Source organism: Blastomonas natatoria, from assembly GCF_003201955.1.
In the GTDB taxonomy this organism is placed as follows: Bacteria; Pseudomonadota; Alphaproteobacteria; order Sphingomonadales; family Sphingomonadaceae; genus Blastomonas; species Blastomonas natatoria.
Map to the genome: position 1 here is coordinate 20,652 of NZ_QJJM01000017.1, position 20,018 is coordinate 40,669.

Below are 20,018 nucleotides of genomic sequence, written 5' to 3' on the forward strand. Positions count from 1 at the left end.
CTGTTTCCTGCTTTCGGACGGTTAGAGGGCTTCGGCGCCCGAGATGATTTCAACGAGTTCGGTGGTGATCGCGGCCTGGCGGCTGCGGTTATATTCGATGGTGAGCCGGTTGATGAGGTCGCCTGCGTTGCGCGTGGCATTGTCCATCGCGGTCATCGAGGCACCCTGTTCGGACGCGGCATTCTCGAGCAGCGCACCGAAGATCTGCGTCGTGACGTTGCGCGGCAGCAGCTCGGCGAGGATTTCCTCCTCATCGGGCTCGTACTCGACAGCCGCTTCGCTAGCGACAGCATCGCCCGCCGGGATGGCGACGGGGATGATCTGACGGCCGACCGGCTCCTGCAGCAGCGCCGAACGGAACTTGCTGTAGAACAGATGGGCGACGTCGAACTCGCCCTTTTCGTACATCGCGATCAGCTCGGCCGAGATCGCCTGCGCTTCGGCAAAGCCCTGATTCTTCAAGTTCGTCGTATCGAAATAGCGCACGATCTGCTTGGGATAGTCGCGGATGATCATGCCGCGGCCCTTGCGACCGACGAGATAGAACAGCACGGTCTTGCCGGCTGCTTCCAACTCGCGCGCCTTCAGCTTGGCCGCCTTGACGATGTTCGAGTTGAACGCACCGCACAGACCGCGGTCCGACGAGGTCACGATCAGCAGATGGATCTGGTCCTTGCCCGTACCGGCGAGCAGCTTGGGGCTCGAATCGCTGATCGAGATCTTCGATGCCAGCGAGGCCATCACGCGCTCAAGTCGCTCGGCATAGGGACGCGCAGCTTCCGCCGCCGCCTGCGCCTTGCGCAGCTTGGCGGATGCCACCATCTGCTTGGCCTTGGTGATCTTCTGGGTCGACTTGACCGAGGCGATCCGGCCCTTGAGTTCTTTCAGACTGGCCATGGTGTCCTAACTTCAAACCCTGTTCGGTCTCCCCCGTTCAACCGGGGGGCCATTTGCTGCCGTGTCATCCCGCGCGTCTGGCGGGCGATAGTCCCCTGCTTGGGCAGGGGACCAGCAGTTTACGCAAACGTCTTGGCAAATGCGTCGAGCGCAGCCTTCAGGCTGGCCTTGGCATCGTCGCCCAGATCCTTGGTGTCTCGGATCGTGGTGAGCAGGTCGGCATGGTCGGTGCGCAGGAAGCTCAGCATCGCGGCTTCATATTCGTTGACCCGGTTGACCGGCAGCGCATCGAGATAGCCATTGGTGCCAGCGAAGATCGAGGCGGTCTGCTCCTCGAACGGCAGCGGGCTGAACTGCGGCTGCTTGAGCAGCTCGGTCAGGCGCTGGCCGCGGTTGAGCAGCTTCTGGGTCGATGCGTCGAGGTCCGAACCGAACTGGGCGAAGGCCGCCATTTCGCGATACTGGGCCAGCTCGAGCTTGATCGAGCCCGACACCTTCTTCATCGCCTTGGTCTGCGCCGCCGATCCCACGCGCGACACCGACAGACCGACGTTGATGGCCGGACGGATGCCCTGGTAGAACAGGTTGGTTTCGAGGAAGATCTGGCCGTCGGTGATCGAGATCACGTTGGTCGGAATATAGGCCGACACGTCACCCGCCTGGGTTTCGATGATCGGCAGCGCGGTCAGCGAGCCCGAACCATTGGCCGAGTTCATCTTCGCGGCGCGCTCGAGCAGGCGCGAATGGAGATAGAACACGTCGCCGGGATAGGCTTCGCGGCCCGGAGGACGACGCAGCAGCAGCGACATCTGACGATAGGCAACGGCCTGCTTAGACAGATCGTCATAGACGATCAGCGCGTGCATGCCGTTGTCGCGGAAGAACTCGCCCATGGTGCAGCCGGTATACGGTGCCAGGAACTGCAGAGGAGCCGGTTCCGAAGCCGTCGCGGCGACCACGATGGTATATTCCATGGCGCCCGATTCCTCGAGCTGGCGCACGATCTGAGCGACGGTCGAGCGCTTCTGGCCGACGGCGACATAGATGCAGTAGAGCTTCTTGCCTTCATCGTCGCCGGCATTGGCTGCCTTCTGGTTGATGAAGGTGTCGATGGCGACGGCGGTCTTGCCGGTCTGACGGTCACCGATGATCAGCTCGCGCTGACCACGGCCGACGGGAACGAGCGCGTCGATCGCCTTGAGGCCGGTCTGCACGGGCTCGTGCACCGAAGTACGCGGGATGATGCCCGGCGCCTTGGTTTCGACGCGCATGCGCTTGTCGGCGACGATCGGGCCCTTGCCGTCGATCGGGTTGCCGAGGCCATCGACGACACGGCCGAGAAGACCCTTGCCGACGGGGACGTCCACGATGGTGCCGGTGCGCTTGACGACATCGCCTTCCTTGATCTCGGCGTCCGAGCCGAAGATCACGACGCCGACATTGTCGGCTTCGAGGTTGAGCGCCATGCCCTGCACGCCGTTCGAGAACTCGACCATTTCACCGGCCTGAACGTTGTCGAGGCCGTGGATGCGCGCGATGCCGTCGCCGACGCTCAGCACGCTGCCCACTTCGGATACTTGCGCATCCGTGCCAAAATTGGCGATCTGATCCTTGATAACCTTGGAGATTTCTGCGGCACGAATGTCCATGAGAATGTTAGCCTTTCATCGCTTGGCTGAGCGTGTTGAGACGGGTCTTGATGCTGGAATCGATCATCTGGCTGCCCATGCGGACAATCAGGCCGCCCAGGATGGACGGATCGACCTTCGCGGTGATCTTGATGCTGCGACCGGCGCGGTCCTTCAGCTGCTTGCGGATTTCGTCGACTTGCGCTTCCGAAAGCGGGAAGGCCGACGTAACTTCGGCGGTCACTTCACCGCGATGCGCAGCGACCAGCTGGTCGAAGGCGACGAGGATCGGATAGAGCTGACCCAGGCGGCGATTGGTCGCGAGCACGCCGAGCAGGTTGCCGGTCATCTTGTCGAGCTTGAGTGTTTCGGCGAGCGCGGCGACAATCTTTTCGGCTGCAGCGCGACTGATGGTCTGGCTCTTGGTAAGCGCCGCGAAATCTTCCGACTCGCCGAGCGCAGCGCGCAGGGTCGCCACGCTGGTTTCAACTTCGGCGAGCTGCTTTTCGTCGCGCGCGAGCGAAAAGAGCGCCGAGGCATAGCGCCCCGCCAGACTGGCCTGTATTCCGCCGGAAATGTCCACGCGAATGCTTTCCCTTGCCGTTATGATAATGCGCCAGGCGCTTGGCAGGAGACACTGGCCTCCCTCACCTGTCGGCGCGGCGGTTAGCACTCATATTGCTGCATTGCAAGACAGGCGGCAAACATCGGTTCGGCAGGTGTCTTTCCCCAAAAATCAGGGGAATTCTTGAATTAACCTCAACGCGGTGTTTACCAAATTTTCGCACCATGCAGGCAAGGAACAAGGTGAAATGCTCTTTTGGGGCCACGCCATGGAATCGCGCTGCAGATGCTGAAAATCAAAGACCTGCGATCCGAACTGCTGCGCAGTTTTGCGGGTATGGGCGTCGACGCGAAGGTCCGTTTCGGTCTGACCGCGATGCTGTGCCTGCTTGCGCTGCTGGCTGTTTGCGCCATCGCCGTCGTCGGAATCACGCAATACACGACCAACCATCTAGTCACCGACCGCATTCAGCCCACGGTGCAGTTGCAGTCCATGACCGATGGATACCGCGAGAGCATGCGGATGGCGACCAGGGTGCGCTGGAAGCTGATCGAGCCAGATGATGCCTTGCTTATGCTCGACCGAATGGACCGATCGATCGAGAACGATTGGCAAAAGATCGAATCCGGCGCCTTCAGCAAAGAATTCCCGAAGCGATTGGCCAAACTGAAGCGCGCAAGAGTTCCCGCCGACCGCGCTATCGCAACGCTGCGACAGCAGATTCGCGCCTTCATCCAGCGAGGGCGTCGGGTGGACCCGCCCATTGCACTGCATCAACAGATCGATCCGCTTCTGGCGGAAAGCCAGGATGCGATGGATGAAATGCGCGGTATTGCGCGGACCACATTGATCTCGATGAATATCTTGCACATTGCCGGACTGGTGCTCTGCACCCTGTTGATGCTGGCTGGCGGCTTTTTCGTGCGCTGGTGCATCGGCTATGCGACGCGCGATCTGGTCATGCCGCTCATGGCTCTGGGCCAATATGCGTTGGCGGAAAACAATGGCAAAGTCGTAGTCCAGCAACTTGGCCTGCGCCGACGCGACGAGATAGGAGTCATCGCGAGAGCGATTCAGCGATCGCATGTCAAATCTGAACGCGCCCTCAAGGCCGAGCAGCAGCGCCGCCTGGCGGAATTGGAGCTTCAGCGCGAACAGCTAGAGCGACAGCAGGAGCGCAGCCGGCGCGCACAGCAGATCGATCTGCTGTTCGATACCTATGAAGCCCGCCTGTCTGCCATGTCGGAACGCCTGGCCCAGGCAGCCAATGCCATGCGCGAGGGTGTGGAACACATGAAGCACAATGCGGCGCAGGCGAAGGACTACAGCCATTACATGACCGATCACGCCCGGCAGGCCGCGCAGTCGATAAACGTCATCGAGCAGCATGGCAAAAGGCTGGTTCAAACCGGCGGCGAGGTCAGGGGTCTGGTGGCCGACAGCGGACGCAATATTCGCGATGCCTATTCAGCCAGCCGCACCAGCCGCGAAACGGCTGATCAGCTCGAGGCGCTTGCCGGAGAGATTTCCGGGATCGTCTCGCTGATCACGCATATCGCCAAGCAGACGAACCTGCTGGCGCTCAATGCCACTATCGAGGCTGCCCGCGCGGGCGAGGCGGGCAGGGGCTTTGCCGTCGTCGCACAGGAAGTGAAGAACCTGGCGTCTCAAACGCAGCACGCTGCCGGTTCGGTGGAAGAGCGGCTCAGTCGCATTGCCCTGATGACGCGCGAAGTATCGGGGGCGATCGTGACCGTCGATGGTCATGTCGACATGATCCGGCACAATGCCGACCTGATCGATCACGCGGTTGGCGATCAGGAGGCGGCCAGTGCCGACATTCAGCATGTGATCGATTTCATGCTCGACATCGGACAATCAGTCATCGCCCAGATGAAGGAGCTGACCGACAAGTCCTCTCGGGCCAATGTCTCCGCTGAAGAACTGGGCCAGACAGCAGAAGATGTCGCACGGCAGTCGCAGGAACTGCGCGAACAGATGCGTGAGCTGGCCCAGGCGATTCGCGCCGCGTGAGGGAAATGTTTTGACCGCATGATGCGGGACGCGGCGCTTGTCGTTTCGCGCTATCCGGGCCACATCCTCCAGCGGGAGACGCCCATTGCCTGAGCCAATGCCAATCAGCCGACAAGTGCCGGAGATAGACGAGGATAGCGCCTGGGCCGCCGTGCTGCGCCGTGACCGCAGTTTCGACGGACGTTTCGTGACCGGTGTGCTCAGCACCGGCATCTATTGCCGCCCCTCCTGCGCCGCACGACACCCTGCGCGTGCGAATGTCCGCTTCTTCGCCGATGGCGCCGCCGCCAGAACCGCAGGTCTGCGTGCGTGCAAGCGATGCCTGCCCGACGACGTTGCGCGCGACGAGATGGCTGTACTTGCCGCGATCCGGGCGATCCGGACGAGCGAGGAACCTCTGGCCCTGGCTGCGCTGGCTGCGGCGTGCGGCTATTCGTCCGCGCATTTCCAGCGCATCTTCACCCGGCATACCGGTCTGTCGCCCAGCGCTTATGCGCGCGCACTGCGCAACGACCGCGCGCGCGATGCCCTGAGTACGAGCGAGCGGGTGGTCGATGCGATCTATGACGCAGGATTCAGCGCGCCCTCGCGCTTTTACGATGCCATGAAAGGGCGGATGGGGATGGAAGCAAGTGCCTGGCAGAGGGGTGGGCAGGGCGTGGTCATCCACTGGACCCAGGCCGAGACATCTCTGGGTCGGATGCTGGTGGCCTGGACCGAAAGGGGGGTATGCCGCCTTTCGTTCGACGAAGGTGAAGCGGCGCTGGCGTCCCGTTTTCCCGCTGCGGTTCTGCGAGGTGCGGAAGAGGAAGCGGCGCAGTTCGTTGCTGCCATCGTGGCGGAGGTGGAAAGCCCCCGCACGGGCGCGGATATCCCGCTGGATGTGCGAGGAACAGCATTTCAGGAGGCGGTGTGGAAAGCGCTATCCGACATTCCGCCTGGCGAGACGCGCAGCTATGCGCAGATTGCTGCCCAAATTGACAAACCGGCAGCGGTCCGTGCCGTCGGAACCGCCTGTGGAGCGAACCCGGTCGCGGTGCTCATTCCCTGCCACCGTGCGCTCCGCACCGACGGCACCCTGGGCGGCTATGCCTATGGTCTTGGCATAAAGACCGAATTGCTCAAGCGCGAGGGGCAGTGACCGCGAGGCTCAGCTCTTGGGCTTCGCTGTCGGCTTGAGCGTGCAGCTGTAGGTCAGCACTTCGTTGGGCTGCGCCGGGAGAGCCTGACGCAGCGCCTTCTGCATGTCCTCGAGCTCGGCCATCCGGTCGGGCTCCGTGGTGCAGCTCTTGTCCGTATAGCGTGCGCGGATCTTGCGGGCATTGTTCATCGCTTCGAGCCCAAGCTGGAAATTCTCGGTGCGAAACTCGCGCGTTTCCGGATTGAACTGGTTGATCGCGACCAGCTGATCCTCGTTGCGCACGAACACGCGCGTCCAGCCATCGATATCCTGGCCATATTGGGTGCGATCGTTGATACAGCCGCCGGCGGCCCATCCAATCTCCACCGGCTCGGTTCTGGATGAGGTAATCTTGCTGCGGTCGGGTACGATGCGGCAGACATAGGTTCCATCGCTGCTGCCCGCCAGCTTGTCCTTGTCGCCAAGTTCCTTCTTCACCATGGCCAGCGCGATATCTTCCGCCTGGTTGAAGCCCGGGCGCAGGACGAAGATCAGCACCGCCGCCAGCGTCAGTGTTCCGGTTACCCCAGCGGCAATCTTGCGCCGGTCCGGATCGCCCCGATCGTGGAGCACCCAGGTGGCGCCAGCGGCCATCCCTGCCAGCACCAGACACAGTGCAGCGAAGGCGATATGGTTCTCGCGCGCACTGATGACCGCATGCTCGGCATCGCGGAGCGCCCGCTCCTCGATATCGCGCCGCTCGGCCTTCTCACTAAGGGCCTTTTCGCGTGCATCTTCTGCCGCCTGTGCAGATCGGGCTCGCTCCTCGGCCGACAGCTCGGCGACGGAACGGCAGGGTGAATCGGCGATCTGGAAATCGACCTTTGCCGAACGCAGAAAACTGAAGAGTTCGCGGTTGGATACGGCAAAGCCATATTCGGCGTCATTGCCATCGGAGAGCGAGCCGAAGCTGTTGACCCCGGCAACCCTGCCGCACAAATCGACCAGCGGGCCGCCGCTATTGCCCTTGGCCAGCGCAGCAGTGTGAAGGATTGTGTCGAAATCCCGCGTTGTCCGGCCACCGGAAATCACGCCCGGCGTCTTGACGGGGGCCATGGGCGCAACGGTCTCGCGCGCATCCAGTCCCTGGGCCCGATCAACAGCAGCGGGATAGCCGATCGCCATTACCGATGCCCCATCGTCCAGAGGTGTCACCAGCAGCGCAAGGCTTGGCAGGCGACCCTTTTCGACCTGGATCATGGCCAGATCATTGCGCGGCGAGATGGCAACCAGCTTGCCACCATAAGTGGTCATGCCCTCCGACGGGATGATGCCGATGCGAATGCTGGTATCCTCGCGCATCGGGGCGACCAGATGGGCGTTGGTGATAATCTTGTCCGGTGCGACGGCAAAGCCGCTGCCATGGCCGACATAGAAGGTTTCGCCATCCTCTTCCGCAACCAGCACCACGCGCACCACCGATCGGCTGGCGGCTTGTATATCGGCGGGATCGGCGGCGAGCGGCGTGGCGACTAGCGTCGCGCACGCGGCGATCAGCAGGGCAAAAAAGCGCATCGGGTTCATGAGGCGCAGTTCATAGCGCTGCCGTCAGACAAAGCTATAGGGATCGACATCGACCGCCACGCGCACGCCCGGCGCCCAGCGCATCGGTTGCAGCCATTCGCGGATGATCCGCTGCATCTCGACATTGCGCCGGGCATGGACGAGCAGGCGGTAGCGATGCCGTCCCCGCAGCAGCGACAAGGGCGCCGGCGCTGGTCCGTAGACCGCGAAGCCATCATGTTCGGGCGCGACGGCACCTGCCTGGCGCGCTGCCTCGTGCGCCTCGGCATGATCCTCGGATGAGATGATGATCGCCGCGAGCCTGCCGAAGGGCGGTACATTCGCATCGCGCCGCGCCTGGGTTTCGGCCGCGTAAAAGGCCTCGCGGTCGCCCTGGACAAGCGCATCGATCACCGGCGCGTCGGGATGGCGCGTCTGGATGAACACCTCGCCCGGCTTGGCGGCGCGGCCCGCGCGGCCCGCGACCTGCGCGATCTGCTGGAAGGTCCGTTCGCCCGCACGCAGATCGCCGCCTTCCAGGCCGATATCGGCGTCGATCACGCCTACGAGCGTCAGGTCGGGGAAATGATACCCCTTGGTGACCAGTTGGGTACCGATGATGACATCAATGGCCTTGGCCTCGACCTGCGCAACGAATTCTGCCGCCTTTTCAGGTGACCAGATGGTATCCGACGTCACGATGGCGCGCCGGGCTGTCGGCAGGAGCGCGGCAACTTCATCGGCAATCCGCTCGACGCCGGGGCCGCAGGCGACAAGGCAATCGGTCTCGCCGCACTCGGGGCAGGCGCTGGGCGAGGGCTCGGCGTGACCGCAATGATGACAGGCGAGCCGCCCGGACAGCCGGTGATCGACCATCCAGGCGCTGCAATTGGGACATTTGAAGCGATGCCCGCAATGGCGGCACAGCGTCAGCGGCGCATATCCTCGACGGTTGAGAAACAGCAGCGACTGCTCGCCCCGCGCCAGCCGTTCCTGCATCGCGGCGAGCAGCGGGGGCGCAATCCACTGGTTGCGCGGCGGGGCATCTTGCGTGAGGTCGATCAGGCTGATGCGAGGTAACTGCGCACCGCCATAGCGGTGCGTGAGGATGAGCGGCTCGTAACGCCCCGCCTCGGCCATCACCCGGCTCTCCAGTGCCGGCGTGGCACTCGACAGAACGACGGGACAGCCCTCGAACCGCCCGCGCATCACCGCGACATCGCGCGCATTGTAGCGAACGCCGTCCTCCTGCTTGAAGCTGGTCTCGTGTGCCTCGTCGACGATGATCACGCCAAGATTGGCATAGGGCAGGAACAGGGCCGACCGCGCGCCGACAATGATTTTCGCGTCGCCGCTGATGATCGCATTCCAGGCGCGCCGCCGCTCGGTTTGCTTCAGGCCCGAATGCCACGGCACCGGCGCTGCGCCGAAGCGCGCCTCGATGCGGGTGAGGAACGGCTGGGTAAGTGCGATTTCGGGCAGCAGCAGAAGGGTCTGCTTGCCCTGTCGCAGCGCTTCGGCGACGGCTTCGAAATACACTTCGGTCTTGCCCGATCCGGTGACGCCGTCGAGCAGGAACGGTACGGGTTCGGCCCTGCGAACTGCTTCGGCGAGCCGGTCGGCGGCTTCCTGCTGCTCCTGGTTGAGTGAGGGGGTGATATGATCGGGATCGGGGCGCGGCCAGGGACGGTCAATCGGGACTTCGACTGCTTCGAACGCGCCCGAGCTCACCAGTGACCGGATGACCCCTTCGGACACGCCCGCGATCGCGGCAAGCTCGCGCACCGTGGCCTGCTCGCCACCCAGCCTGTCATAGACCTGCTGACGCTGCGGGGTCATCCGGGCAGGGGGCTCCCCGGTCAGCCGATATTCGGTGATCGACCGCCCAGGCCCGAACAACGAGCCGCTGGGCAGGGCCATGCGCGCGACGGCTGCAGGACTCGCGAGATAATAATCCGCCGTCCACTCGATCAGTCGGCGCAGCGGCTGCGACAGCGGCGGCATGTCGTATTTCGCCGCGACGGGACGCAGCCGGCTCGCCTCGATCTCTGCAGCGCCGAAAGCGCCCGCATCCCAAACAATACCGTCTATGCGGCGCGGGCCGAGCGGCACCTGAGCCACGCTGCCCACGGGCAGGTCCATGCCGGCGGGCACGCTGTAATCGAACGGGCCAACCGCCGAGTTGAACAGGAGGACACGGACGCGAGTCATGGTGCCATCCCAGATAGGGAGTGCAGTCGTGAACGTATAGCTTTGGTTACTTCACCCAGCCCAGGCCGATCGTCTCGTATATCTCACGATCCTCGTCCCAGCCTTCCTGCACCTTCACATGCAGGAACAGATGGACGTTGACGCCGAGCACGCGCGACAACTCGGCGCGCGCCTTTTCGCCTATCTCCTTGATCCGCGCGCCGCCCTTGCCCAGCACGATCGCGCGCTGGGTATCGCGGGCGACGAGGATCTGCTGGTGGATCTCGATCGAGCCGTCCTTGCGGGTGATGTACTTTTCGGGAACGACTGCGCTGGCATAAGGCAGTTCGGCATGGAGCTGGTTGAACAGCTGCTCGCGGGTGATTTCGGTGGCGAGGAGCCGCTCGCTGGCGTCGGAAACCTGATCCTCGGGGAAATGCCACTGGCCCTCAGGCATCGCAGCGGCAAGCCAGGCCTTGAGTTCCTCGACGCCGTCGCCGGTCAGCGCGCTGATGAAGAACACCTCGTCGAACCCGCCTGAGGCGTGCAGATGCTGCGCCTGGACGAGCAGCTTGTCCTTGGCAGCGATATCGACCTTGTTGAGCACCAGGATCTTGCGCTCGGGCCGCATCGCGACCTGTTCGACCAGCCGTTCCAACCGGTCGGAGCGCTTGGCCTTGGCATCGACGACCAGCGCGATCACGTCCGCGCCGTCCGATCCCTCCCAGGCGGCATTGACCATGGCGCGGTCGAAGCGGCGATCGGGATCGAATATGCCGGGGGTATCGACCAGCATGATCTGCGCCGGGCCCGCCAGCGCGATGCCGAGCAATCGGGTGCGCGTAGTCTGCGCCTTGGGGCTGGTGATCGCGACCTTCTGCCCGACCAGCTGGTTGACCAGTGTGGACTTGCCCGCATTCGGCGCGCCGATCACGGCAACGAGGCCGCAGCGGGTGGGGTTGGTATCTTCGCTCATCGTCCATGCTCCGCGAGAAACTGTTTTGCGGCCAGCGTTTCGGCCTCCTGCTTGCTGGTTCCGGTCGCCTCGGCGCTGCCCAGCCCCTTGATCTCGACCTGCACGGTAAAGCGCAGATCATGGTCGGGCCCGGATTTGCGCAACAAGGTATAGACAGGGGTCTTGCGGTTGCGCGCGGCGGCCCATTCCTGCAGTTCGGACTTGGGGTGCCGCGGGGCTTCGCTGATCGCGCCGATCCGGTCGGCCCAGTGCCTTTCGATAAAGGCGCGGGCTGCATCAAGGCCGCCATCGACATAGAGCGCCCCGATCAGCGCCTCGACGACATCGCCAAGGATATTGGTGCTGCCAGCGCCGCCGTCATCTCGTGCCTGCTTGCCCAACCGGATCAGCGGGCCAAGCTTGCACGTGCGCGCGATCTCGGCGCAGCTCTCGCGCGAAACGAGTCGGTTGAGAAAGGCCGACATCTGGCCCTCCGCCGCCTTGGGGAAGCGCGTGTAGAGCAGTTCCGCGATCACCATGCCCAGCACCCGATCTCCCAGAAACTCCAGGCGCTGATAATCCGGCGAGATGCCGGTGCTGCCATGGGTCAGTGCCTGGAAGAACAGGGCAGGGTTGCGCGGCTGATGATCGATGATGGGAAGCAGCGCAACAAGATCAGGCTCGGCGCTCAAAAGCCTTCCCCGATCCGGTCCCAGCGCGCGGCCGTGAACCAGGTCCAGGGCAGGAACCAGCTGGCCGAACCATCGGTCGAGAAAACCGTAACGAGCGCACGACCGACAAGATATTCCTGCGGCACGATGCCGATGCCCTGGCCTTCGACGGCGGGGAAGCGGCTGTCGAGGCTGTTGTCGCGATTGTCGCCCATCAGGAACATGTGCCCCTCGGGCACGATGATCGCCTCGGTGGTGTCGCGCGGCGCGTCGATCAGGTCGAGCACGTAATAGCTTCTGCCGTTAGGCAGCGTTTCCCGGTAGCGCGGATAGCTGCACACTGCAGTACCATCGGACTTAGGCACCTCGAAGCTGCGGTCATAGCAGCGGGTGTTGGGCGAAACGGGTATCACGAAATCCGCCACGCGCTGCTTGGTAATCGGCTTGCCGTTCAGCCACACGACGCCGTCGCGCATCTGGATGGTATCGCCCGGCAGACCGATGACCCGCTTGATATAGTCGGAGCTCGCTCCGGGAGGTGCCTTGAATACCACGACATCGCCACGCTCTGGCTGGCTGGCCAGGATGCGCCCGGGGATCAGCGGCAGGTTGAACGGCAGGCTGTAGCGCGAATAGCCATAGGACCATTTTGACACGAGCAGATAGTCACCGACCACCAGTCGCGGCTGCATCGATTCCGACGGGATGTTGAACGGAGAGACGATGAAGCTGCGCAGGATGAAGAAGAAGATCGCGAGCTTCACCAGAAACTGCAGAAAATCGGCCGTTTCCGACTTGGGCGTGGGCGATGTTGCAGCGGTTTCGGTCATTTTTCCCCTTTGATGACCCGGCAATCCGGCGTCAAGCCCCATCGCGCGGCGGCAAAGCCTCTCGCCAAGCACAGGATGGGCCGCTAAACCGCCGCCAGGCTCGTTCAGCATGAAAGGTTCACGATGTCCGATACTGCCGATGCCGTATGGCAAACGATTGCCGACGCCCCTCGCACCACTCTGGGCGAGCTGTTTGCAAACGATCCTGACCGGCTGGCGCTGCTGTCGCATCGGTTGCCGATTGCCGGGACCGACATCCTGTTCGATTTCTCAAAGACGCATCTTGATGCAGGGCTGATCGCGAATTTCGAGCGCCTCGCGCAGGCCATGCACCTTGCAGACATGCGTGACGAGTTTCTGGCGGGAGCCAAAATCAACAACAGCGAGGATCGTGCCGCTGAACATACTGCCGAACGCGGCCTGGGTGCCGCGGATTCGGTTGAGCAGGCCGCCCGGCTGCACGAGCGTATGGCCGCTCTGGTCGATGCGATCGATCAGGGTGTATTCGGCGAGATCAGGCATGTGCTGCATATCGGCATTGGCGGATCAGCGCTCGGGCCGAAGCTGATCATCGACGCCCTGTGCCGCGACAGTGACCGCTATGATGTGGCCGTGGTCGCCAATGTCGACGGCGAAGCGCTGTCCGAAGCTGTGGACGGGTTCGATCCCGCAAAGACGCTGGTCGCGATCGCGTCCAAGACCTTCACCACCACCGAGACGCTGATGAATGCGGAAAGCGCGATCGACTGGCTGCGGGGTGGCGGGGTGGAGGACCCGTATGGCCAGCTGGTCGCCCTTACGGCCGCCCCGGACAAGGCGGCCGAATTCGGCATCGACGAAACCCGCATCCTGCCGTTCTCCGAAACCGTGGGCGGGCGCTATTCGGTCTGGTCGAGCATCGGCTTTCCCGTCGCGATGGCGCTGGGGAACGAGGGCTTTTCCGAATTCCGCGCTGGCGCGCTGGCCATGGACAAGCATTTCGCCACTGCGCCGCTCGCAAGCAACATGCCGGTGCTCGCGGCCTTTGCGGACCTCTATTACGCGCAGGTTCGCGCCAGCCAGACGCGCGCGGTCTTCGCCTATGACGAGCGGCTGCGGTTGCTCCCCGATTACCTCCAGCAGCTCGAGATGGAGAGCAACGGCAAGGGCGTGCGCCGCGACGGATCGCCGCTCGGGCGCGCCAGTGCGCCCATCACCTGGGGCGGGGTCGGCACCGATGCCCAGCACGCGGTATTCCAGCTGCTGTATCAGGGCACGCATCTCGTGCCGGTGGAATTCATCGCCTCGCGCCTGTCCGTCCATGAATTCGACGAGGCGCATCACCGCGCATTGCTGACCAACTGCTTCGCTCAGGGCGCGGCGCTGATGCAGGGCAAGACCAGCGACGATCCGCAGCGCAGCTATCCCGGCGACCGGCCTTCGATGACGATCCTGCTCGACAATGTCGATCCGGCCAGTCTCGGTGCGCTGATCGCGTTCTACGAACACCGCACCTTTGCCAATGCCATGCTGCTGGGGATAAATCCTTTTGACCAGTTCGGTGTTGAACTGGGCAAGGAAATCGCCAAATCCATGGGCAACCGCCAATCCGGCGACTTCGACCCTTCCACCGCTGCGCTGATCGAGGCGGCGGGTCTCTGAGGGGGCGATTGACCGATTTCCCAGGAGTTTTTCGATGAGTGACTATGACTACGACCTGTTCGTCATCGGGGCAGGGTCTGGCGGGGTGCGCGCCTCGCGCATTGCATCCTCTTATGGTGCCAAGGTTGCCGTGGCCGAGGAATATCGCGTCGGCGGCACCTGCGTCATCCGCGGCTGCGTACCCAAGAAGCTTCTGGTCTACGGATCGCATTTCGCCGAGGACCTCGAGGACGCGCAGAATTACGGCTGGACCATCGAGGGGACCAAGTTCAGCTGGCAGGTGCTGCGCGACCGTGTGCTGGGCGATGTCGACCGGTTGAATGCGGCGTACAAGTCGACGCTCAATAACCACGATGTCACGATCATCGAGGAACGCGCGGAGATCATCGCGCCGCATGTGGTCAAGCTCGCGAGCGGCAAGGAAGTCACCGCGAAATACATTCTGATCGCGGTCGGGGCGCGGCCCTATGTGCCCGAATTCCCGGGATCCGAGCACTGCCTGACTTCGAACGAGATGTTCCATCTCGAGGAACTTCCGCGACGCGCGGTCATCGCGGGCGGAGGTTACATCGCCAACGAGTTTGCCGGCATCCTCAACGGCCTCGGCACGCGCGTCACCGTGGTCAATCGCGGCAACACGATCCTGCGCGGGTATGACGAGTCTCTGCGCGACCGGCTGCTGCAGATCTCGATGACCAAGGGCATCGAGTTCAAGTTCAAGGCGCCTTTCGAAAAGATCGAGAAGCGCGAGGATGGCACGCTCGACGTGTATCTCAAGGGTCATGACCCGATCAACACCGACATCGTGATGGTGGCAACCGGACGCGTGCCCAAGGTCGAGGGGCTGGGACTCGAGAATGTCGGGATCACCACTGACGATCAGGGCGCTATCCCTGTGGACGAATACAGCAAGACCGCTTGCGACAGCATCTATGCGGTGGGCGATGTCACCAACCGGGTGCAGCTGACCCCGGTGGCGATCCGCGAGGGCCAGGCCTTTGCCGATACCGTGTTCGGCGGCAAGCCAAGGACCGTCGATTACAACTGCATCCCGACCGCCGTGTTCTCGCAGCCGCCGATCGCATCGGTCGGCCTGACCGAGGGCGAGGCGCGCAATCGTTATGGCAATATCCGCGTCTATTCGGCGGACTTCCGCCCGATGCGCAACGTCTTCGCGCACCGTGCGGAACGTGGCCTCTACAAGATGATCACCGAAGAGCCCTCGGGCAAGATCCTGGGCCTGCACATGATCGGCCCGGATTCACCGGAGATCCTTCAGGCGGCGGCGATTGCCGTCAAGGCAGGGCTGACCAAACAGGCATTCGACGATACCGTCGCCCTGCATCCCAGCATGGCTGAAGAGCTGGTGCTGATGAAGTAAGCGCCGTTGCGCTTTTGATCGTTACCCGATCTGGTACGGCACCATGCCGCGCCGGTCGGGATCGATCACCAGCGGGCGATCGGTGGGCGGAAAGGCGCGCTGGTCGCAATTGTCGCGCGGGCAGGTGCGGCAGCTGATGCCGATCGGGGTCACCGCCCCGGCGGCGGCGGTATCGAGCCCGTCGGCATAGATGAAATGCCGCGCATGTTCGACCTCGCAGCCGAGCGCGACCGCATAGCGGCGGGGCTTGCGGCCATAGCTGCCCGACGGCTTGACCAGTCCCTTGGCCATCGACACGTAGCGCAGACCGTCGGGCGTCTCGGCCATCTGTACCAGAATGCGGTCGGGAATCGCGGCCGCCTCATGCACGACCCATAAGGGGCACGCACCGCCGAAGCGGGCGAATTGCAGCCGGGTGGCGCTATGCCGCTTGGTGATGTTGCCCGCCATGTCGACCCGGCAGAAGAAGACCGGAAGCCCGCGCGCGCCCGGGCGCTGCAGCGTCGAGAGCCGGTGGCAGGCCTGTTCGAAACTGACCCCGAAACGATGCGTGAGTTGATCGATGTCATGCCGACACGCCATCGCCGCCTCGCGGAAGCGTGCATAGGGCATGACGAGGGCGCCTGCGGCATAATTGGCGAGGCCGACCGAAACCAGCTTCTGCGCCTGCTCGCTCTTCAGCTTGGCATTGGCGGCCAGGATGGCGATGGCAAAGCGCATCTCGTGCGCCATCAACCGGTGCGCGAGCATGAAATAGCGCGATTCCAGCGCGATGCCTTCGGCCAGATAGAGCGTGCGGCTTGCGGTATCGTACTGGCTGAGCGGCGCATTGGGGTCGCTTGCGCGCAGGGGCTTGACCGAAATGCCGTGGTCGCGGTGCAGCCGCGCGATCAGCCCGTCGGGAGTGAGCTCGTCGCCCAGTTCCTCGGCAATCTGCTCGGCATTGCGGTCGAGCTGGTCGATATAATTGCCCGATTCATGAAACCAGTCGCGCACCTCTTCCCAGGGCAACCGCGCATTGTGCTGGCCGGTCGCGGCCAGGCTGTCGTCGAGCATCGCCGAGCGCTCCTGCGCCTGACGATAGCCCTGATAGAGGTTGGTGATGAGGTGCGCGATCTCGGGATGGCTGTCGCGCAGCCGCGCAAAGCGCACCGGATCGACCTCGACCCCCGCCAGCACCGGATCGTCGAGCAGACTCTGCCAGTTGAGCGAGGGCGCGCCTTCGGGGGCGTCCTCCAGCTCGAACGCGAAATGACGCGACAGGGCGGTGAGCACCTGCGGCGTGATCGGCCGCTCGTCATTCTCGATCTGGCTGAGATAAGATGTTGAAATGCCCAAGGCCTCGGCCATCGCGGCCTGGTTGAGGCCGGAATGGCGGCGAACGGCGCGGACGCGGGCTCCGGCATAAAGGCGTTTGCGGCGAGACATCGTGCCGATCGACTAGTTTGCAAACTGGCGGTTTGCAAGTTCGCTATTTAACATTTGCGTGTCGGGTCAAAGGCTGAAAAGACAGGGTCCCGATTTCAGCTGAAGAGGATGCGATGCAGGCCATATTGGAAGAACTGGCGGCGAGGCGCGACAAGGCGCATCTGGGCGGCGGCACCAAGCGCATCGAGGCGCAGCATGCCAAGGGCAAGCTGACCGCGCGCGAGCGGATCGACGTGCTGCTCGATCCGGGCAGCTTCGAAGAATATGACATGTATGTCGAGCATAACTGCGTCGATTTCGGCATGCAGGATCAGGTCATCCCCGGCGATGGCGTGGTCACCGGATCGGGCACGGTCAATGGCCGTCTGGTCTTTGTGTTCAGCCAGGATTTCACCGTGTTCGGCGGATCGCTGTCCGAACGGCATGCGCAGAAGATCTGCAAGATCATGGACATGGCGATGAAGGTTGGTGCGCCAGTGATCGGCCTCAACGATTCCGGCGGCGCGCGCATCCAGGAGGGCGTGGCCTCGCTCGGCGGCTATGCCGAGGTGTTCCAGCGCAACGTGCTGGCATCGGGCGTGGTGCCGCAGCTTTCGGTGATCATGGGGCCGTGCGCGGGCGGCGCGGTCTACAGCCCGGCGATGACCGACTTCATCTTCATGGTGAAGGATTCGAGCTATATGTTCGTCACCGGCCCCGATGTGGTGAAGACCGTGACCAACGAGGTCGTCACGCAGGAAGAACTCGGCGGCGCGGTCACGCATACCGGCAAGTCGGGCGTCGCCGATGTCGCGTTCAACAACGATATCGAGGCGCTGCTCGCTGCGCGCGACCTGATCGATTACCTGCCGCTGTCGAACCGCGAGGCGCTGCCCGAGCGCCCGACCGCCGACCCCTGGGACCGGATCGAGAACAGCCTCGACACGCTGATCCCGGCCAATCCGAACATGCCATATGACATGCACGAGCTGATCAAGAAGACGCTCGACGAGGGCGAGTTCTTCGAGATCCAGCCGACCCATGCGGGCAATATCATCACCGGCTTTGGTCGCATCGAGGGCCGCACTGTGGGCGTCGTCGCCAACCAGCCGATGGTGCTGGCGGGCTGTCTGGACATCAACTCGTCGAAAAAGGCCGCACGCTTCGTGCGTTTCTGCGATTGTTTCGACATTCCGATCATCACCTTTGTCGACGTGCCCGGCTTCCTGCCCGGCGTGGCGCAGGAGCATTCGGGCATCATCAAGCACGGCGCAAAACTGCTCTTCGCCTATGCCGAGGCGACCGTGCCCAAGATCACCGTCATCACCCGCAAGGCCTATGGCGGCGCGTATGACGTGATGGCCTCAAAGCACCTGCGCGGCGACCTCAACTACGCCTGGCCGACTGCCGAGATCGCGGTGATGGGCGCCAAGGGCGCGGTGGAGATCATCTTCCGCGGCAAGACGCCGGAAGAGATTGCCGAGCAAACCCGCGAATATGAAGCGCGCTTTGCCAACCCGTTCGTCGCGGCGAGCAAGGGCTTTATCGACGAGGTGATCATGCCGCATTCGACCCGGCGGAGGATCGCGCTGGGGCTCAGGAAGCTGCGGAACAAGGCGCTGGAGAACCCTTGGAAGAAGCATGACAACATTCCGCTGTGAGTAAGCGCGGCATCTTGGTCGTGCTGCTGCTTACCGCGGCAGCTTTCGCGATGATGTTCTACAGCGGGTTATTCATGCACGGAGATCCGATAGAATGAAACTAGGCCGTCTCAATCATATCGGCGTCGCAACGCCCTCCATCGCGGATGCCATCGTGTTCTACCGCGATGTCATGGGCGCGACCAAGATTCACGATCCTTTCGACCTGCCCGAGCAGGGGGTGAAGGTGTGCTTTGTCGATACGCCGGGAGCCGACGGCGCGCTCAATGGCACGCAGATCGAGTTGATCGAGCCGCTGCCGGGCAATGCCTCGATCGCATCGTTCCTTGAGAAGAACCCGAACGGCGGGCAGCACCATATGTGCTATGAGGTGCCCGATATTCACGCGGCCAAGGCGGAGTTCGAGGCGCTGGGCAAGCGCGTGCTGGGCGAGCCGCGCATCGGCGCGCATGGCACGTTGATCTTCTTCGTGCACCCAAGGGACATGGGCGGAGTGCTGACCGAGATCATGGAAACGCCGAAGGGGCATTAAGCGCCCTCTCCCCTTCAGGGGAGAGGGAAGAGCCACGAAGTGGCGAAGGGAGAGGGGGATGGCATGTCCCGCCGACGTCGGGTGACTGCCCCTCTCCCAACCCTCTCCCCTGAAGGGGAGAGGGCTTTAAGGGAGAAGAATGCTGTCATGACCTACGAAACCATAAAACTCGAAATCGCCGACCAGATCGCCACGATCACGCTGAACGTGCCCGAGCGGCTGAATGCCTGTTCGCTCCCCATGGCGGGCGAGATCAACGACGCGCTCGACCGGCTGGGCGATGCGCGCGCCTTGGTCATCACTGGCGCGGGCAAGGGTTTCTGTTCGGGGGCGGACTTGTCGGGCGGACGTGACAGCTCGATCTCGGGCGGGCAGGGCAGCTACAAGGCGCTGACCCAGCATTACAACCCGATGCTGCTCAAGCTGCACCGGCTGCACATCCCGACGATCAGCGCGGTCAACGGACCCGCCGCCGGTGTCGGCTGCTCGATCGGCCTCGCGCCCGATTTCGTGGTTGCCAGCGACAAGGCCTATTTCCTGCAGGCCTTCGTCAATATCGGCCTGGTGCCCGATGGCGGCGCAAGCTGGATGCTCACCCGGCTGATCGGCAAGGCGCGCGCGACCGAGATGATGATGCTCGGCGAGAAGATCCCCGCCGCCAAGGCGCACGACTGGGGCATGGTCTACAAGGTTGTCGAGCATGACAGCCTGATGGACGAGGCGATGGCGCTGGCGAAGCGGCTCGCCGCGATGCCGACCGTGGCGCTGGGCATCATGCGCAAGAACCTGGTCGAGGCGCTCGAATGCGATTTCCACACCGCTCTGGCGCGCGAGGCCGAGGGCCAGCGGATCGCGGGCGACACCAACGATGCACGCGAAGGTGCCATCGCTTTCCTGCAGAAGCGCAAGCCGAACTTCACCGGTAGCTGAACAACCACACGGG

Annotated in this window: 16 protein-coding genes; 7 read left to right on the plus strand and 9 right to left on the minus strand. The window is 63.3% G+C overall.

From position 1 onward, the window contains the following. Positions 1-21 precede the first annotated feature (21 nt). From C7451_RS17170 to C7451_RS17180, 3 genes are all read right to left on the minus strand, one after another. Positions 22-897, minus strand: a complete 876-nt coding sequence (locus C7451_RS17170; RefSeq protein WP_110300124.1) for a F0F1 ATP synthase subunit gamma — start codon at positions 895-897, stop codon at positions 22-24. Positions 898-1,016: 119 nt separating this feature from the next. Continuing rightward, positions 1,017-2,546, minus strand: coding sequence for a F0F1 ATP synthase subunit alpha (gene atpA / locus C7451_RS17175; RefSeq protein WP_110300125.1), 1,530 nt, complete (start codon positions 2,544-2,546; stop codon positions 1,017-1,019). A gap of 7 nt (positions 2,547-2,553) precedes the next feature. Continuing rightward, entirely contained in the window at positions 2,554-3,108 is a 555-nt protein-coding gene (locus C7451_RS17180) for a F0F1 ATP synthase subunit delta (RefSeq protein ID WP_110300126.1), read from the minus strand. Positions 3,109-3,375: 267 nt separating this feature from the next. Between C7451_RS17180 and C7451_RS17185 the strand changes: the two genes are divergently transcribed. After that, positions 3,376-5,124, plus strand: coding sequence for a methyl-accepting chemotaxis protein (locus C7451_RS17185; protein ID WP_167398597.1), 1,749 nt, complete (start codon positions 3,376-3,378; stop codon positions 5,122-5,124). A gap of 97 nt (positions 5,125-5,221) precedes the next feature. Continuing rightward, on the plus strand, positions 5,222-6,265 hold the full coding sequence (locus C7451_RS17190) for a bifunctional transcriptional activator/DNA repair enzyme AdaA (protein WP_110300128.1): 1,044 nt from the start codon (positions 5,222-5,224) through the stop codon (positions 6,263-6,265). Between the two features lie 9 nt (positions 6,266-6,274). On the opposite strand, the gene C7451_RS17195 is transcribed toward C7451_RS17190, so the two are convergent. From C7451_RS17195 to lepB, 5 genes are read right to left on the minus strand one after another with little or no spacing between them, the layout of a single operon-like run. Continuing rightward, the gene (locus C7451_RS17195) at positions 6,275-7,819 is read right to left on the minus strand and encodes a S1C family serine protease (RefSeq protein WP_208625247.1); all 1,545 of its coding nucleotides are present in this window, start codon (positions 7,817-7,819) and stop codon (positions 6,275-6,277) included. A gap of 33 nt (positions 7,820-7,852) precedes the next feature. After that, positions 7,853-10,018 (minus strand): primosomal protein N', encoded by a 2,166-nt coding sequence (locus C7451_RS17200; RefSeq protein ID WP_110300130.1) that lies wholly within the window; start codon positions 10,016-10,018, stop codon positions 7,853-7,855. 46 nt (positions 10,019-10,064) lie between these two features. Continuing rightward, on the minus strand, positions 10,065-10,973 hold the full coding sequence (gene era, locus C7451_RS17205) for a GTPase Era (protein WP_110300131.1): 909 nt from the start codon (positions 10,971-10,973) through the stop codon (positions 10,065-10,067). Continuing rightward, a complete protein-coding gene (gene rnc, locus C7451_RS17210) occupies positions 10,970-11,644 on the minus strand; it encodes a ribonuclease III (RefSeq protein ID WP_110300132.1) in 675 nt (224 codons plus the stop codon). The genes era and rnc overlap by 4 nt, the downstream gene beginning before the upstream one ends. Further along, positions 11,641-12,453 (minus strand): signal peptidase I, encoded by an 813-nt coding sequence (gene lepB / locus C7451_RS17215; protein WP_110300133.1) that lies wholly within the window; start codon positions 12,451-12,453, stop codon positions 11,641-11,643. Before lepB ends, rnc begins: the two co-directional genes overlap by 4 nt. A gap of 123 nt (positions 12,454-12,576) precedes the next feature. Between lepB and pgi the strand changes: the two genes are divergently transcribed. Both pgi and gor read left to right on the plus strand, forming a co-directional pair. Beyond that, positions 12,577-14,094, plus strand: coding sequence for a glucose-6-phosphate isomerase (gene pgi, locus C7451_RS17220; RefSeq protein ID WP_110300134.1), 1,518 nt, complete (start codon positions 12,577-12,579; stop codon positions 14,092-14,094). A gap of 34 nt (positions 14,095-14,128) precedes the next feature. Beyond that, positions 14,129-15,475: a glutathione-disulfide reductase gene (gor, locus tag C7451_RS17225; RefSeq protein WP_110300135.1), complete on the plus strand. Its 1,347-nt coding sequence runs from the start codon at positions 14,129-14,131 to the stop codon at positions 15,473-15,475. A 21-nt stretch (positions 15,476-15,496) separates the two neighbouring features. Here the strand turns inward: gor and C7451_RS17230 are convergent, their stop codons facing one another. Beyond that, positions 15,497-16,903: a helix-turn-helix domain-containing protein gene (locus C7451_RS17230; protein WP_110300136.1), complete on the minus strand. Its 1,407-nt coding sequence runs from the start codon at positions 16,901-16,903 to the stop codon at positions 15,497-15,499. 113 nt (positions 16,904-17,016) lie between these two features. On the opposite strand from C7451_RS17230, the gene C7451_RS17235 reads away from it, so the two are divergent. The 3 genes from C7451_RS17235 (at position 17,017) to C7451_RS17245 (ending at position 20,005) form a co-directional block, all read left to right on the plus strand. Next, entirely contained in the window at positions 17,017-18,543 is a 1,527-nt protein-coding gene (locus tag C7451_RS17235) for an acyl-CoA carboxylase subunit beta (RefSeq protein WP_110300137.1), read from the plus strand. 94 nt (positions 18,544-18,637) lie between these two features. Next, complete coding sequence (mce, locus tag C7451_RS17240; RefSeq protein ID WP_110300138.1) at positions 18,638-19,075, plus strand: methylmalonyl-CoA epimerase; 438 nt, start codon at positions 18,638-18,640, stop codon at positions 19,073-19,075. Positions 19,076-19,222: 147 nt separating this feature from the next. Beyond that, the gene (locus C7451_RS17245) at positions 19,223-20,005 is read left to right on the plus strand and encodes an enoyl-CoA hydratase-related protein (protein ID WP_110300139.1); all 783 of its coding nucleotides are present in this window, start codon (positions 19,223-19,225) and stop codon (positions 20,003-20,005) included. The last annotated feature ends 13 nt before the right edge of the window (positions 20,006-20,018 follow it).